Origin of the sequence: Photobacterium sagamiensis, from assembly GCF_050337085.1 — a bacterium.
Classification (GTDB): Bacteria; Pseudomonadota; Gammaproteobacteria; order Enterobacterales; family Vibrionaceae; genus Photobacterium; species Photobacterium sagamiensis.
The window spans coordinates 1-14,000 of record NZ_JAKJSP010000086.1; the positions used below are offsets into that span (position 1 = coordinate 1).

Annotated in this window: 11 protein-coding genes and 4 pseudogenes; 7 read left to right on the plus strand and 8 right to left on the minus strand. The window is 45.1% G+C overall.

Going from position 1 to position 14,000, the window contains the following annotated elements; all coding sequences use genetic code 11:
- The 6 genes and pseudogenes from L4D76_RS27450 to L4D76_RS27475 form a co-directional block, all read left to right on the plus strand.
- Positions 1-327: pseudogene (locus L4D76_RS27450) on the plus strand (ornithine carbamoyltransferase); the annotation flags it as partial.
- Positions 328-1,011: 684 nt separating this feature from the next.
- Positions 1,012-1,476: pseudogene (locus L4D76_RS27455) on the plus strand (GNAT family N-acetyltransferase); the annotation flags it as partial.
- A 133-nt stretch (positions 1,477-1,609) separates the two neighbouring features.
- Positions 1,610-2,614, plus strand: coding sequence for an N-acetyl-gamma-glutamyl-phosphate reductase (gene argC / locus L4D76_RS27460; RefSeq protein WP_428444015.1), 1,005 nt, complete (start codon positions 1,610-1,612; stop codon positions 2,612-2,614).
- Positions 2,615-2,625: 11 nt separating this feature from the next.
- Positions 2,626-3,405: an acetylglutamate kinase gene (gene argB / locus L4D76_RS27465; protein ID WP_428444016.1), complete on the plus strand. Its 780-nt coding sequence runs from the start codon at positions 2,626-2,628 to the stop codon at positions 3,403-3,405.
- Between the two features lie 147 nt (positions 3,406-3,552).
- Positions 3,553-4,260 (plus strand): AzlC family ABC transporter permease, encoded by a 708-nt coding sequence (locus L4D76_RS27470; RefSeq protein WP_428444017.1) that lies wholly within the window; start codon positions 3,553-3,555, stop codon positions 4,258-4,260.
- Positions 4,261-4,602, plus strand: coding sequence for a branched-chain amino acid transporter permease (locus tag L4D76_RS27475; RefSeq protein WP_428444018.1), 342 nt, complete (start codon positions 4,261-4,263; stop codon positions 4,600-4,602).
- 646 nt (positions 4,603-5,248) lie between these two features.
- Here the strand turns inward: L4D76_RS27475 and L4D76_RS27480 are convergent.
- From L4D76_RS27480 to L4D76_RS27510, 7 genes and pseudogenes are all read right to left on the minus strand, one after another.
- Positions 5,249-6,709, minus strand: coding sequence for a sodium:solute symporter family protein (locus L4D76_RS27480; protein WP_428444019.1), 1,461 nt, complete (start codon positions 6,707-6,709; stop codon positions 5,249-5,251).
- 14 nt (positions 6,710-6,723) lie between these two features.
- A complete protein-coding gene (locus L4D76_RS27485; protein ID WP_428444020.1) occupies positions 6,724-7,665 on the minus strand; it encodes a DMT family transporter in 942 nt (313 codons plus the stop codon).
- 2 nt (positions 7,666-7,667) lie between these two features.
- Positions 7,668-7,814: a hypothetical protein gene (locus L4D76_RS27490; protein WP_428444021.1), complete on the minus strand. Its 147-nt coding sequence runs from the start codon at positions 7,812-7,814 to the stop codon at positions 7,668-7,670.
- 358 nt (positions 7,815-8,172) lie between these two features.
- Positions 8,173-8,277: pseudogene (locus L4D76_RS27495) on the minus strand (IS6 family transposase); the annotation flags it as partial.
- Between the two features lie 194 nt (positions 8,278-8,471).
- Positions 8,472-9,335 (minus strand): helix-turn-helix domain-containing protein, encoded by an 864-nt coding sequence (locus L4D76_RS27500; protein WP_428444022.1) that lies wholly within the window; start codon positions 9,333-9,335, stop codon positions 8,472-8,474.
- Between the two features lie 504 nt (positions 9,336-9,839).
- A pseudogene (locus L4D76_RS27505) lies at positions 9,840-10,100 on the minus strand (L-lactate MFS transporter); the annotation flags it as partial.
- Positions 10,101-10,482: 382 nt separating this feature from the next.
- Positions 10,483-11,715, minus strand: a complete 1,233-nt coding sequence (locus L4D76_RS27510; protein ID WP_428444023.1) for a serine/threonine protein kinase — start codon at positions 11,713-11,715, stop codon at positions 10,483-10,485.
- Positions 11,716-12,205: 490 nt separating this feature from the next.
- Between L4D76_RS27510 and L4D76_RS27515 the strand changes: the two genes are divergently transcribed.
- Positions 12,206-13,126 carry a helix-turn-helix transcriptional regulator gene (locus L4D76_RS27515; protein ID WP_428444024.1) on the plus strand — a complete coding sequence of 307 codons (921 nt, stop codon included), beginning with the start codon at positions 12,206-12,208 and terminating at the stop codon, positions 13,124-13,126.
- Between the two features lie 85 nt (positions 13,127-13,211).
- Here L4D76_RS27515 and L4D76_RS27520 read toward each other — a convergent pair.
- A partial coding sequence (locus L4D76_RS27520; RefSeq protein ID WP_428444025.1) for a sodium:solute symporter family transporter occupies positions 13,212-14,000 on the minus strand: 789 nt, incomplete at its 5' end.

The window sequence follows — 14,000 nt, forward strand, 5'->3', positions numbered from 1 at the left end:
TTCCTATACACTGACGTATGGGTATCAATGGGTGAAGCGAAAGAAGCATGGGCTGAGCGTATCAACCTAATGATGCCTTACCAAGTAAACATGGAAATGCTAAAAGCAACTGGCAACCCACATGTTAAATTCATGCACTGCCTACCTGCATTCCACGGTGAAGACACTGTTGTTGGTAAAGAGCTTGCTCAAGAATACCCAGTACTAAAAGACGGCGTTGAAGTAACAAACGAAGTGGTTGAATCTAAGCACTCTGTCGTATTCGATGAAGCTGAAAACCGTCTGCACACTATCAAAGCAATCATGGTAGCAACATTAGGTCAGTAATCGACTCTCTTGAGTTTAAATGTTCTACAGAGAATGAAAAAGCTCTTATGATATAGTTAAATGACCTCCGGCAAAGCCGGAGGCTTATTAGATGACGCCTTCAAAGGGCACTAATTTTGGTGAGTTCAGGCATCGTACCTCAGCGAAAGTTCTTCTTTGGGGTATTTAGCTATATTTCAGGTCGAAATCCCACTTAATATTCTTCATACTTCTGTAACATCAAGATATAGAACAAGTTTTCAATACAAAAACGCACTATACCGCATCAAAATTCAATTGATTTGGTTGGCGTATTCTATGACGCAGTTTTGGTCGTGCTTCTGTTGGCGACTACAGTGAATAAACCAAGCAGAAATTGGCATAATAATGGCAGCTTTTAGCTAGTACTTTGATTTCAATATTTCTAATATAAAGTCATCACTGCATGAGTATCCCGGGACTCCTTATAGCACTGACACAACTTAATATGTTAATTGAGAGGATCAGAGCATGGCAAAGACAGTCGCAAGTCCCGGGAATGATACCAAATCACAAAAGCAGGCTATTATTGGTCTAGCCGATCACTGCTATGTACCGCCATCAGAACCCTCAATTGCATCACAAGTGATTATACCTCCCTCTTCAACCCTTGCAGGGTCTCGCCAGAGTAGCAATGCCGTTGGCAGAGAAGCTGAATATTATTCAGCGGATATCAAAGTAAGATCCGCATGCCTGGCAGATCTTGATGCTATTGAAAGCATGGTGCAGTACTGGGCTGAATTAGGTGAAAACTTACCCCGTGAGCAACATGAAATTGTACGTGACATTGGATCTTTTGTGGTTTTTGAAGCACCGGAGGGGGTGACAGGATGTGCCTCTTTACACGCTTATGATTCGCGATTAGCTGAAATTCGTTCATTGGGAGTTTATCCCGGAGCACAACGAAGAGGCCAAGGCAAAGCGCTCGTGGATCACTTGGTGGAAAAAGCCAGACAAATGGCAATTCAAAAAGTTTTTGTGCTGACCAGAGTTCCAGAATTCTTTAAGAAGCAAGGGTTTATTTTAACGTCACGCGTCCTGTTGCCTGAAAAAATCATGAAAGATTGCGAGCGTTGTACGCGACAGCATGTATGTGATGAAGTGGCGCTAGAAGTGTGTTTTGAGCAATAGTCGTTTGGCGTATCTGCTTCCCTCAATGACCAACCACGAATTTAAATGGAAACACTTTGCTCCTGACATTAAGCCGAGATTAAGTAACCCGAACCCTTTTTAAACACCAAAGCAGCAAAAAACGGAATTTCTTATGTTGAACACACTGATTATAGGTGCGAGCGGCTACACAGGCGCAGAACTGGCCCAAATGGTTATCAAGCACCCTCAACTTGAGCTGGCAGGCCTGTATGTATCGGCCAACAGCCTTGATGCCAATAAGCCAATAAGTACTCTGCACGGCCAGCTTAAAGGCGTGGTGGATTTACCTCTGCAACCTTTATCAGATCCGGTAGAAGCTGCGAAGCGGGCGGATGTAGTGTTACTGGCCACGGCGCATGAAGTCAGCCATAACCTGGCCCCTGTATTCCTCGCTCAGGGCTGCACCGTGTTTGATTTGTCTGGTGCATTCCGGGTGCCGAGTGATGACTTCTATACTGGTTATTATGGCTTTAACCATCAGCATCCTGAGTGGCTGTCGAAAGCGGTGTATGGACTAGCGGAGTGGAACAGCGAACAAATCAAAACTGCCCAACTGATCGCCGTTCCTGGGTGCTATCCAACCGCTTCTCAGCTGGCGCTTAAGCCCCTGATTGAAGCAGGCCTGCTTGATTGCAACCAATGGCCAATCATTAATGCCGTGAGCGGCGTGTCCGGTGCTGGGCGCAAGGCAACCAAGGTCAACAGCTTTTGCGAGATCAGCCTGCAAGCTTATGGGGTTTTCAACCACCGTCATCAACCGGAAATCGCCCATCACCTAGGGTGTGATATCATCTTTACCCCACACCTGGGCAACTTCAAACGCGGCATTCTGGCCACCATTACTGCCAAGCTGGCTGAGGGCGTGACTGCAGCTCAGGTGGCAGAGGTGATGCAGAATGCCTATGCCGAGCAAGAGGTAGTCAGGCTGTTAGGTGAGCAAACCGCCAGTATTCAAAGTGTTACTAATACCTGCTTTTGCGATATTGGCTGGAAGGTACAAAACCAACACATTATTTTAACATCAGCGATTGATAACTTGCTGAAAGGTGCATCAAGCCAAGCGATGCAGTGCATAAATATTCGCCACGGTTTCCCGCAGTTAACCGCACTGATATAGGAGCAGAAAGAATGATTCAGATCCCGTTAGTGATTAAATTAGGTGGCGCAGTTCTGTCCTGTGCCAACACACTGGAGAAACTATTTGCAACGATCAGCCAATATCAAGCTGGTACCGGGCGCCCTTTAGTGTTGGTGCATGGTGGTGGTTACCTGGTGGATGAACTAATGCAGAAACTGCGGTTTGAAACCGTAAAAAAAGAAGGGCTGAGGGTGACACCAAAAGATCAGATCCCTTTTGTTGCGGGCGCACTGGCGGGCACGGCCAACAAATTGCTACAGGGGCAGGCGATGAAAGCAGGCGTGGCGGCGGTAGGCCTGAGTTTGGCGGATGGCGGTTTGTGCGAGGTAACTGAGCTTAACCCTGAATTGGGTGCGGTCGGTAAGGCCACGGCGGGTGACGGGGAACTGGTGAAGCAGATCATGACTGCCGGTTTTGTTCCGATCATTAGCTCGATTGGCTTGGATTCTGAGGGACAGCTGATGAATGTCAATGCCGATCAAGCAGCGGTGGCGGTGGCGTCAGCCCTGGATGCCGAGCTAGTGCTGCTATCAGATGTCAGCGGGGTGCTTGATGGTAAAAGCAAGCTGCTGCCACAGCTGACCGAACAGGACTCTGAAGTCTTGATTGAAGCCGGGGTGATCACAGACGGTATGGTGGTGAAAGTGCGGGCGGCCTTTGATGCAGCCAAAGCATTGGGTCGGCCGATAGAAGTGGCGACTTGGCGTTACCCGGAAAAACTGGCTGCGCTGTTTGACGGTAAAAGCATCGGTACTAAGTTTTTGACATAAGCAGAAGCCTGAAAGCTGAGTGACATCTTGATTAACAACTACAAACAATGAATTTATCCCACCAGAATGTTCTCCGTTGCCAACGGATATAGCGTCAGTTTCCGTGTATGGGCTGGGAGCTGATGGAGGATAGGAGATATATTTTGAATGAATAAGCCTCTTTTGCTGACGGCCTTCAAGACGACCGTCCCCGTCCTGTTCGGTTACATCCCACTGGGGATAGCGTTTGGGATCCTGTTCAACGAGCTTGGGTTTCACTGGATCTACGCCACGCTGATGGCGACGGTGATCTACGCTGGCGCCGGTCAGTTTATGGCGATTGGGCTGCTGGCCAACCACGCCGGTTTTATGGAAGTGGCGATCACAACCTTGCTGTTGAATTCTCGCCATGTGTTTTACGGGATCTCCCTGATCAACAAGTTCAAGACCAACTGGTGGCGCAAGTTTTACCTGATCTTCGGGTTGACCGACGAGACCTATTCGTTGCTGACCGGCACGCGGCCGCCCGAAGATAAAGATGAGACCGACTTTTATCTGTTGATCACCGCATTGGATCATAGCTATTGGGTGCTCGGCTCGACCCTCGGCGCCATTCTGGGGGCCAATATGACCGTTGATACCACAGGGCTCGATTTTACCCTTCCGGCGTTGTTTATGGTGTTGGCGATTGAGCAGTACAAGGCGGTCCGCGAGTCCCGGACCTTTGTGATGGCGGGAGCCGTGGCTTTCTTGTCGATCTGGCTGTTCAGTCGGGACAATATGCTGCTGATGTCTATCCTGTTGTCCATTATCGTCCTACTGGTGTTTCGCCGGGAACAAAAGCCGACCGAGGCGATCGCACAGGGATCTGTATAGATGCAAGATACCCACTACTTGTTGCTGTTTATCGCGGTGATGGCGGTCGCGACCTTTATGACCCGGGCTCTGTCGTTTATTCTGCTGTACAAGATCAGCGACCATCCGATGTTGCTCTACCTGGGGCGTTACCTGCCGCCGGTGATGATGGTGCTGTTGCTGATCTACTGTTTCCGCGATCTTCGCTTTACCGCGTTCACCGATGGCCCGGCGGAATTGCTGGCGCTTGCCCTGGTGGTGGCTCTGCACATCTGGCGCGGCAATGCCCTGCTGAGCATTATGGCGGGTACCGGACTCTATATGTTCCTGTGCCAGTCATCCCTGTCACTGGCAGGCGCATAGCCAAGGTCTGTTGAACAAGGATGAAGTGAAAACTGATGGCCTGTGAATTTGATGGTCATAATATTGGAAGTGATGAATGTTGATGAAGATCATAATCATAGCCTCGCGGTACGTTATGGGCTGTGATGGTTCATTACATTAAGCCCCAAAAAGTACTTGTCGCGTTATCTTGCTGAATTCTGTTTTAAGTTTAATCGACGGCTTAATTTAGATATACCCAAACTACTTCAAGATGCATGATTCAGAGCTTCCTCTGGGAATTCAATTCAAGCGAAATGTGTGTAGGAATGGCATCCCCTTTTAAGCACATTTTGCGCGGAAGTGAGTTTCTAGAGGAGCTCCCAAGGGGCGAGTTTCAGTGGCTTTTATACTGCGTTAGTCATACTCCAAATAGAACCACTATTCGCTCATATGACTGCCTAGCCTAAAAGCCACTGAATTCTCGCTGAACACGGCATCTTGAAGTTGTTTGGGTATAATATGTTTGAACAGCTAATATTTTCAAGTATTCAAACTGCACCGATGCCTCAGCGCCTTCTTAAGCTAGCTGAGGTTCAGTGGTAATTAAGTAAGTCTTCATTAATAATGGCTGGTATTTAAAATTCCCAGCCATTATTTTCTGTTACTCATTCATTATTATATAAAATTAGCGTGAAATAATATCGCGCTCTATAGGATGAAGTTGAAATGCTTTGGCAACAACCCAATAAGAAAAACAAGCCAATATTGAGGCGTACATTGGCGCTTCAACCCAGCCAAGATCAAAATGAAGGAAAAGCATACACCCTGTCACGAAACCAATCACGATAGAGAATAACGCGGCATAGATATTAGAAGGGATAAAATGAGCCAATAGTGTCGGGGCAACCAAAGCCGCCATCAGGGTACCTGACCCTAAAATAGCCAACATCGACAGCATAAACGGCGGCGCATATAACATAATAACGAAACCCGCTCCGCCCAATACCCAAACGGCAAAACGGTTCAGATACAACAGAGATTTATCGGAGAGCTTACAATTGGGCCAGATAGCCTGACGAAGATCATGAGACACCGAGCCGGCAATCGAGTGTAAGACCGAATTGGTGGTTGATTTCATCGCAAAGAGAATAAATAAAGTAACCACCGCTGAGACGGTTGGCGACAGGAAGGTGGTTAAAAATATCGGCATTGCCTGATCCGGGTTTTCAAGTCCAGGTACTTTAACTCGGGTATAAAGCCCTGCGATAGGTACCAAGCTCAGTAAGCAAGCCATTGGGGTCATGTAAGCGGCCATGTGATGTAATTTGGTTTTGGATGATAATGCCATAAAACGAACAGACATATAGGGTAAGGTGGCACTGTAAATAAACGCGTAGGGCAATACCATCAGCACGTGCCATACCGACGATCCATAAGGCCCGGAATCGCTTGGGGTTAGCAGATCGGGATCGATMGCATTAAGGYTATCTAAYAGCTCAGCAACAGGCATATCAGAAAAAATTGTCCAGACAATAACCAGTGCCGAAATGCACATCCCGACAACCATAAAAGCATCGGTAAATGCGACCGCAGCTAACCCGCCAATTGAGGTATAAACAACAATTATTACGATCATTAACAGCGATGCCGTATTGTGATCGATACCGAGCCAGGGACCCGCTAACAGCCCTAATGCTTTGATTTGACCGACCAGAAAGACCAACAGCAGTATGATGGTAATTACCGCCACGAAGGCTTGGGTGATTCGTTTGACAGAGTCTGGTCCATCATGACTGCGGGCGATGTATTCCGGTAGCGTTAAGCTGCCTATCTGCTGCGCTTTTTGGTGAAGAAAACGGGCGCAGAACAGAACAGCAAAAACCATTGCAGGGGCAAAAAAGAAGTTGCCAAGCAGCTCGATGGCACCGTATTTATAGGCAACRCCTGGCGAGCCCATAAAKCCCCAGCCAGAAAAGCCTGTCGCCACGATGGTGGCCCCTCCAATGAAGGGCCCCAARCTGTTGGCTGCCAATAGAAAACCACCTTCACCCTTACTMGAATGCACAATCTTGTTACTGTACAGTGCTAAGCCGATCATGATGATCACAGTGGCAATTAGCAGCGCCCAGTTTAATAAGATGGCCATCGTAACCTCCGTGGTTATTGTTGGGTGGTGGCTTTAGCTTGTTTCGCATTGCTGTGCTTTTTMRCCATCGWTAKCACGATTTCACCCATACCRCCGCCGATGACAAGGATCCCTCCCAACGTTTGCAACCCAGTAAGTGATTCGCCAAACATGCTGATACCAATACCCGCACCAACAACGGTTTCAAAGTAAGAGACACAAGCAAGCTCGGCAGCTTTCAGATGCTTAGCGGCAATGGTAAGGAGTGACAACGCGCCAAAACCAATGAAAATGCCCATCGAGATCAACCACACCCAAGAGCTGGTATCCATCTTMGCGAGTGACGGTGGGTTAACGGTAAAGCAAAGTGCAATGGCAAYCGCACCAAATAAGAAGTTATAGAATGAACGAGAATCAGAGCTGACATCGGTACGGTAGCGGCTRAAGAACARATACAGACCGTAGCCAACCCCGGATGCCARACCTAACATGTCACCAATAAAATTCTCTTTTGAAAAGGAAAGTGACACGGTTAAGCCATTTGTCGAGTCATAATTAATGATCCCGATAATGAATAAACAGCCGATGAAAACAGCGGTTAGTAAGCCGCCTGTAAGTTTTGAAATTTTTTCCTTCAGGAAAATAGCCGCCAGTATGGTTGAGAATACGGGGCCGGTATAAATAAGGAATACCGCATTGGCCAGTGTTGTATGCTGCGTTGATGAAACATAGGCCGCTAAACAAAGCCCTAAACAAGCCCCGCTGGCAATAACTGACGGTGTTAATTTGGTTGACTTGATGAGCATGGTTTTCCTCTGATGAAACATCAGAGCAAAGACACAAATGGCACCTACCGTCATTCGGGTAAAGGCGATAACATCGCCGCTGGTGTTGATATTACGSGCAAACAATCCGACACAGCCCATCAGGGCTGCCGATACAATCATGGTGCTATAACCTAATGTTTTGGTATTCATAACTAACCTCTTCGATCGTTATTATTTGATTGGTCATTGAGCATTCCACCGCCCGTCGTATGTTGATAGCCAAAAATGACGGCCACAATACCCCATAGCAACAGGTTGGCAATAATAAACACGTCGACAGACCAATATCCAGTAAGCATCTTTATCCCTTATACAAGATCACAATATACTGATAAAAACGGATAGACTTCGACCATAATTGAACAATTAGTGCCGCACTTATCCATCTGATTTTTATTGATATTATCCTTCATCTTTTTTTGTTGATCCACATCAGTCACCCAATATAGATAAACAATAAAAAGCAGCTTGTTGGAACTTATATTGAATCACGGGTAGGAAGATAACTAGCCAAAAACTGCTGGTTACTTGCTGATTACTGCCGATGGATTTAGTTTGTGAACAGATGAGCACTGCAGTGAAGCGCATTGCAATGACTTCCATTAATCACCAGCGGTTCAATGTTGAGTGTTCAACATTGATACCTCGTTCTGCTTAGATTTCTTCAATTTCACGATAACTCAATTTGTAAGAGAGATAATACCGAACCAATTGAAGGATGATGTCTGACGGAAAGTGGCGGCCTGAAAAAAGGATAGTCATTGTGCGAGAAGTAGTGAGTGATGACGGATATCATAACTTACTGCTCCAGCTTGCGACAAAACCATTCTCTGGTTGGATATTACAGCCAGACCAGACCTCATCAATACAATAGCGGATTAACCCAAAATGAGTCAGAGCAGTTGTATTGGTTAGAACACAAACCATGGCCAATTTTACTTGACTACCATGCTGCATCAGGCCAATTGGTTTTGCAACTGCCCTACCACACTGCGGTAATTGGCAAGATAGTGCTGCTTATTCAGGTGGCTAGCTCGGTATTCACGCGGAGTCACTCGGATTATGCTTTTGAACTTGGCATTAAAATTAGACAAAGAAGAAAAACCCACCTCTGCTCCGATATGCGCGATACCCCAGTCGGTTGTAACCAAGTAACGTGCTGCCTGACGGACCCGTTGCTCAATTAGATATTGTCGGAATGTCACACCCAGGTTGGCATGAAAGAAGCGTGAGAAGGTACTATCTGCCATGTGGAGTTGGTTCGCCACCATAGTAACTGAAAGCGGTTCGGCCAAATTGTCCTCAATGTATTTTAATGCCACACGCACTTTATCTTCTATCCGCTGGCTATCAACCACGTCAAAATCACAATCTGTCAAGAAACTATTGTTTTGCTTTGAGAGACCTTCCAATAAATAGAGCAAATTAAGCACCTGAGTAAATTCATAATTATTTACAACCGCCTTAAGGTAATTGTTTACACTTGAATCAGAACAAATATCGAACAAAGATCCACCACGTGCTTTTTCAAGCATCTGTTTAATATCGCTAAATTGAATACTATCGGTAAATGTTTGCCCCAGTGCGTTAAGGCGAAAATGCAGTACATCGCATTGCGCCCCAGCAGCATTCCTTGGCGGCTCAAATTCAAAGCGGTGGGGTAAAAATGGCGCCAGCAGAACTAGCTGACCAGGTGAAAGGCGGTGACTAGAGGCTCCTAAATAAAGAGTACATCCTGTATTGCGGGGCCAGACTAACACATAATCGGCACAAAAAAGCAGGTGCTCCGTTTCCTCAGCCGGCTGTAAATCAAACAGCAAAAACTTAGGTGTATTCGCTATAACACGCTGACACATCATATCTACCTCTAACTAACTTACCGTTATTTTCTCTCCTGATGTCACAAAGCACCACTGCTCAAACAGATAAGTGTGATATTAAACAGTATGAATAGCACTGAGTGAATACCGAATAAGCATTTATCGAATATTGGAAAAGCATATTCTTGCTTGATATAACAATTTAAGGTTTTGTCGCAAAGTTATGCTGAAGTACAAGCACACTGATTTTCAGATACAATTAGGCTGCCAACGCGTACAACTGCTCCCAAACAGATAAACCTTCAGGGTTGTTGAGCTAGAAGTGGTGAGTGGTGAGTGGTGACGGAGATCATAACTCACCACTCCAGTTTGCGACAAAACCTAAAAATGTCACACGCCCACCCAAGATAGAAATGGTGGATAACCCCAGCTAGGCAACGGCTTATGGGTGACCGAAAAGTGTGACACTGTAACAAGGTGGGCGCTATCGAACAGATAATAGGATTAATTTTGTGCTAGTTTCTCTTCTAGTGCAGCAGCATCAACAGGCTTAGTAATAAATGCTAGGATGAGTGCGATGCCAACCATGACTGCAGACACTGTATAACCTAGGGTATAGGTACCTGTTGTATCCATCGCGACTGCAGCAACGACCGGGCCGATAAAGCCACTGATGCCCCATGCTGTGTATAGTACGCCGTAGTTTTTCAGACCGTAGAAACCCGCAGTCAGTGATGGGAAGACTGACAGAAGTATGCCATAACCAGCAAGCCCGGCTTCATTGATAAAGTCCGGTTGAGTCAACATAGCCCCGACCAGCAGCTCAATAAATATAGGAATTAAACGTGGAGGGATCGTTTGTGTTAAAAAATATTATCGGCTCTTTGACGTTTCATGCGAATTTCAAGGCCGAACTGTTGTTATATTCAACGAGATTTTCAACGCCATGAAATACACAAATAAAGCATAATTTAACTAATTTAAAATCATTAATTTTAATTGAACAACCATGCTACTGAACAGAGCGCACCACTTCAGTTTGAAGCACAATCTGAAAGTCCGGAACCAAAATTGATCCCGGATTCTGTCGATATTTAGGATTATTCCCATCCAATTGAATATCCTAAAGGAGACGCTTTATAATTTATTAGTATTCCCAGTGGCTGATATCGTGCGCGCCTGCAAATTGATTAGGGAAGTAATCTTCACACGTACCTTCACGCCATACATCTGCAGTTGCACAGTGTAGGCCGCCGCCAAAGGCATAAGCGTCACGCAAATCAACAGGAACAACATCGAAACCAAGCTTATCAAACTGCTCTTGCTGGGGTTTTTCCGATGCTTCGACACACACTGTTTTATGGTCAAGGATCAGTGTATTCATTGATAGCCATGTGCTTGAGTAACATAGCGCCGGTGGGTTATCCCAAGCAGGGTTAACCGCTTCAACAATTTCCCAGTCATTCTTTTCAAAGATTTCACGCTGGCCTTTGAACAATGGGCGATTGGGGTTAAGCAGCATGAGTCCCGGGCGAAGCGGGCAGAATGTTGCATCAATATGAATTGGGTGGTTATCTTCAAAGCTTAAAGTATGAACACGATAGCCCTGAGGTTCATAACGACGTTTGATCCAGCGAATACCGGCCAGGTTCGTTGTCAATCCATGCTGAACAAAGATATCTTTACCTAAGCGCATAACATCMGCGGCATCAAACAGAATATCGGTCTCTTTGGTGCTGTATTCTTTACGCAGCGAACGCGCCATGGTTTCTGCATCAGAAAGATGTTCATAAGCTGCAACATAATCCATGCGGAAGCTATCATCTGAAAGACGGGGACGTGGCGCTTGTTCAATTAAGCATTCAGGATCTGATTCGAAATATTCGCGCATTAAATCAACATAAGCGAGATATTCAAAATAACGGCTACGGAAACTCATCGGTGCCATCAGTATGCTTTTACCCATGGTTAACAGGCAATCTCGTGGAGGCATGACACCAAAACCAGAGCTGATGGAAAAATCTGGCGTAGTAATACGTTCGTTCCAATCAACCGCTCCCGGACGGTCGACAATAATTCCACGATCTTCCAAGGTATTGGCAAAACCGTTTAAACATTCATTTGCACGATCAATAGACTCTTGAGTCCGGCGCCCTGCTTTTCCTCCACGCATMGGTGARTCAGCTGGAATTTTCTCATTACTTGCCGGGCATGCCTCTGGAATATGTTGGTTATCGGCAATACCAACAATTACATGACGTAGAGGATCGAAGTCATTATAAGATTCAACATGGAGGCCAGGACGAACATATGGAACGCCRCTATCTTTTCTTTCAATAGGCGCTGAAGCATTTGGATATAGATCGTTGGAAACACTCATTTCATAATCTCCGAGAGAATTAACATGAATAATTAAATAGGTATATTAATAACCATCTTTCCAGAAAATATAAGCAGGTCTGATAGCTACATTTAATTCTTTCTAATTTTTTATTAATAATCAGATGATTGATACCTACATATAAATACGATATGGATTTAATCTTTATGCTTGATGAGCCTGGAATATTATTGCTCTTCAATGGTTATAATATGCCGCCTTATGGTGCCGAAATATAGTCATTTAATGCTGACAAATGGCTGATTCATGCTTTCATTTGTCAACATAGCAAATAGGTGGTTATTGAACCTTGTTAAAATGTGATCAATGCCCTGTCATCGAGATGAATAAACCATAAATCATCCGTATGTCACACGAGCATACTGATAGGTGGTGTTTATGTGGTTTGATATCACGTTTCTAAATTTTCAATGTGGTCTTTAGCCTAGTCTAAAGCGACCATGCATGGAGGTACAGCGAGGGAAAGAATATGTATCAGCGCGTTAAAGCCAATACACCTGAATTTCTAATGTTTGATATTCAAGAGGTAGAAGAAACAGAGCATATGATTTTTGCAGCCGATTACATTCTGGTCTGGCCACGCCACTGTGAATGTACGTTGCACTTAGGTACGTCACACTATGATCTTAAGCCAGGGCAGCTCGTGTTACTCGCACCGTTTAATCCTTTCCGTATAGTATTAGGCCCCCTCGAAGACAGTGCTGAGCATGGCTGTGATGAACTACACTTTCGTTTAAATGCACTGGGGCAGACATTTGTTGACAGCGTGCAATTTAGCAATATAAAAAAAATGTTAGATCAATCACGTAGCGGTATGTTGTTTGATATCCCTGCACATTCAGAAATCTACACCTTTTTAAAGATGCTTGAGAACACGTTTGAATTTTCGCAGGTGCTGAACCTTCTGAGGTTGCTTGATAAGTTGTCTCATGTACAACCCACAACAAGCTTCCTCGCCGATAATTTTGAGATAAAAAATAGCCAGCGAATCGAAGAGCGGGTTCAGATTGCTTTAAAGTATATTGCCAATAATTTAGCTGAACCTTTATCTGTTTCACTCGTTGCCGAACAATTACATATGGCCGAAAGTACCTTCTCACGATTTTTCCATGCCAATATGGGAATTACTTTTCGCCAGTATATTATTGAACAACGAGTGCGTCAGGCGGCACGCTATTTAGTGGTCACTGATTGGAGTATTGCTCATATTGGTGCAGAAGTGGGGTTTTCTTCATTATCGAATTTTAATTCTAAGTTCAAATGCTTACTAAAATTTACGCCAAAAGAATATCGATCACGTCATATTGATATGCGGCAGAATATAGGCCAGCATCGTTCTGTTGAAGGACAATTACAAAATCAACTGACGAACACCGAAAGCAATCTTTAATATATGTAATATTTCCTATTAATAATGGCTGGTATTTAAAATTACCAGCCATTATTTTCTGTTACTCATTCATTATTATATAAAATTAGCGTGAAATAATATCGCGCTCTATAGAATGAAGTTGAAATGCTTTGGCAACAACCCAATAAGAAAAACAAGCCAATATTGAGGCGTACATTGGCGCTTCAACCCAGCCAAGATCAAAATGAAGGAAAAGCATACATCCTGTCACGAAACCAATCACGATAGAGAATAACGCGGCATAGATATTAGAAGGAATAAAGTGAGCTAATAGTGTCGGGGCAACCAAAGCCGCCATCAGGGTACCTGACCCTAAAATAGCCAGCATCGACAGCATAAACGGCGGCGCATATAACATAATAACGAACCCCGCCCCGCCCAATACCCAAACGGCAAAACGGTTCAGATACAACAGAGATTTGTCGGAGAGCTTACAATTGGGCCAGATAGCCTGACGAAGATCATGAGACACCGAGCCAGCGATAGAATGTAACACCGAATTGGTGGTTGATTTCATCGCAAAGAGGATAAATAGCGTAACCACTGCTGAGACGGTTGGCGACAGAAACGTAGTTAGAAATGTCGGCATTGCCTGATCCGGGTTTTCAAGTCCAGGTACTTTAACTCGGGTATAAAGCCCTGCGAGAGGTACCAAGCTCAGTAAGCAAGCCATTGGGGTCATGTAGGCGGCAATGTGGTGTAATTTGGTTTTGGATGATAATGCCATAAAACGAACAGACATATAGGGTAAGGTGGCACTGTAAATAAACGCGTAGGGCAATACCATCAGCACGTGCCATACCGACGATCCATAAGGCCCGGAATCGCTTGGGGTTAGCAGATCGGGATCGAT

Coding starts and splice junctions, on each gene's coding strand:
- argC (WP_428444015.1), top strand. CDS start 1,610: ATGTTGAACACACTGATTATAGGTGCGAGCGGCTACACAGGCGCAGAA.
- argB (WP_428444016.1), top strand. CDS start 2,626: ATGATTCAGATCCCGTTAGTGATTAAATTAGGTGGCGCAGTTCTGTCC.
- L4D76_RS27470 (WP_428444017.1), top strand. CDS start 3,553: ATGAATAAGCCTCTTTTGCTGACGGCCTTCAAGACGACCGTCCCCGTC.
- L4D76_RS27475 (WP_428444018.1), top strand. CDS start 4,261: ATGCAAGATACCCACTACTTGTTGCTGTTTATCGCGGTGATGGCGGTC.
- L4D76_RS27490 (WP_428444021.1), bottom strand. CDS start 7,814: ATGCTTACTGGATATTGGTCTGTCGACGTGTTTATTATTGCCAACCTG.
- L4D76_RS27515 (WP_428444024.1), top strand. CDS start 12,206: ATGTATCAGCGCGTTAAAGCCAATACACCTGAATTTCTAATGTTTGAT.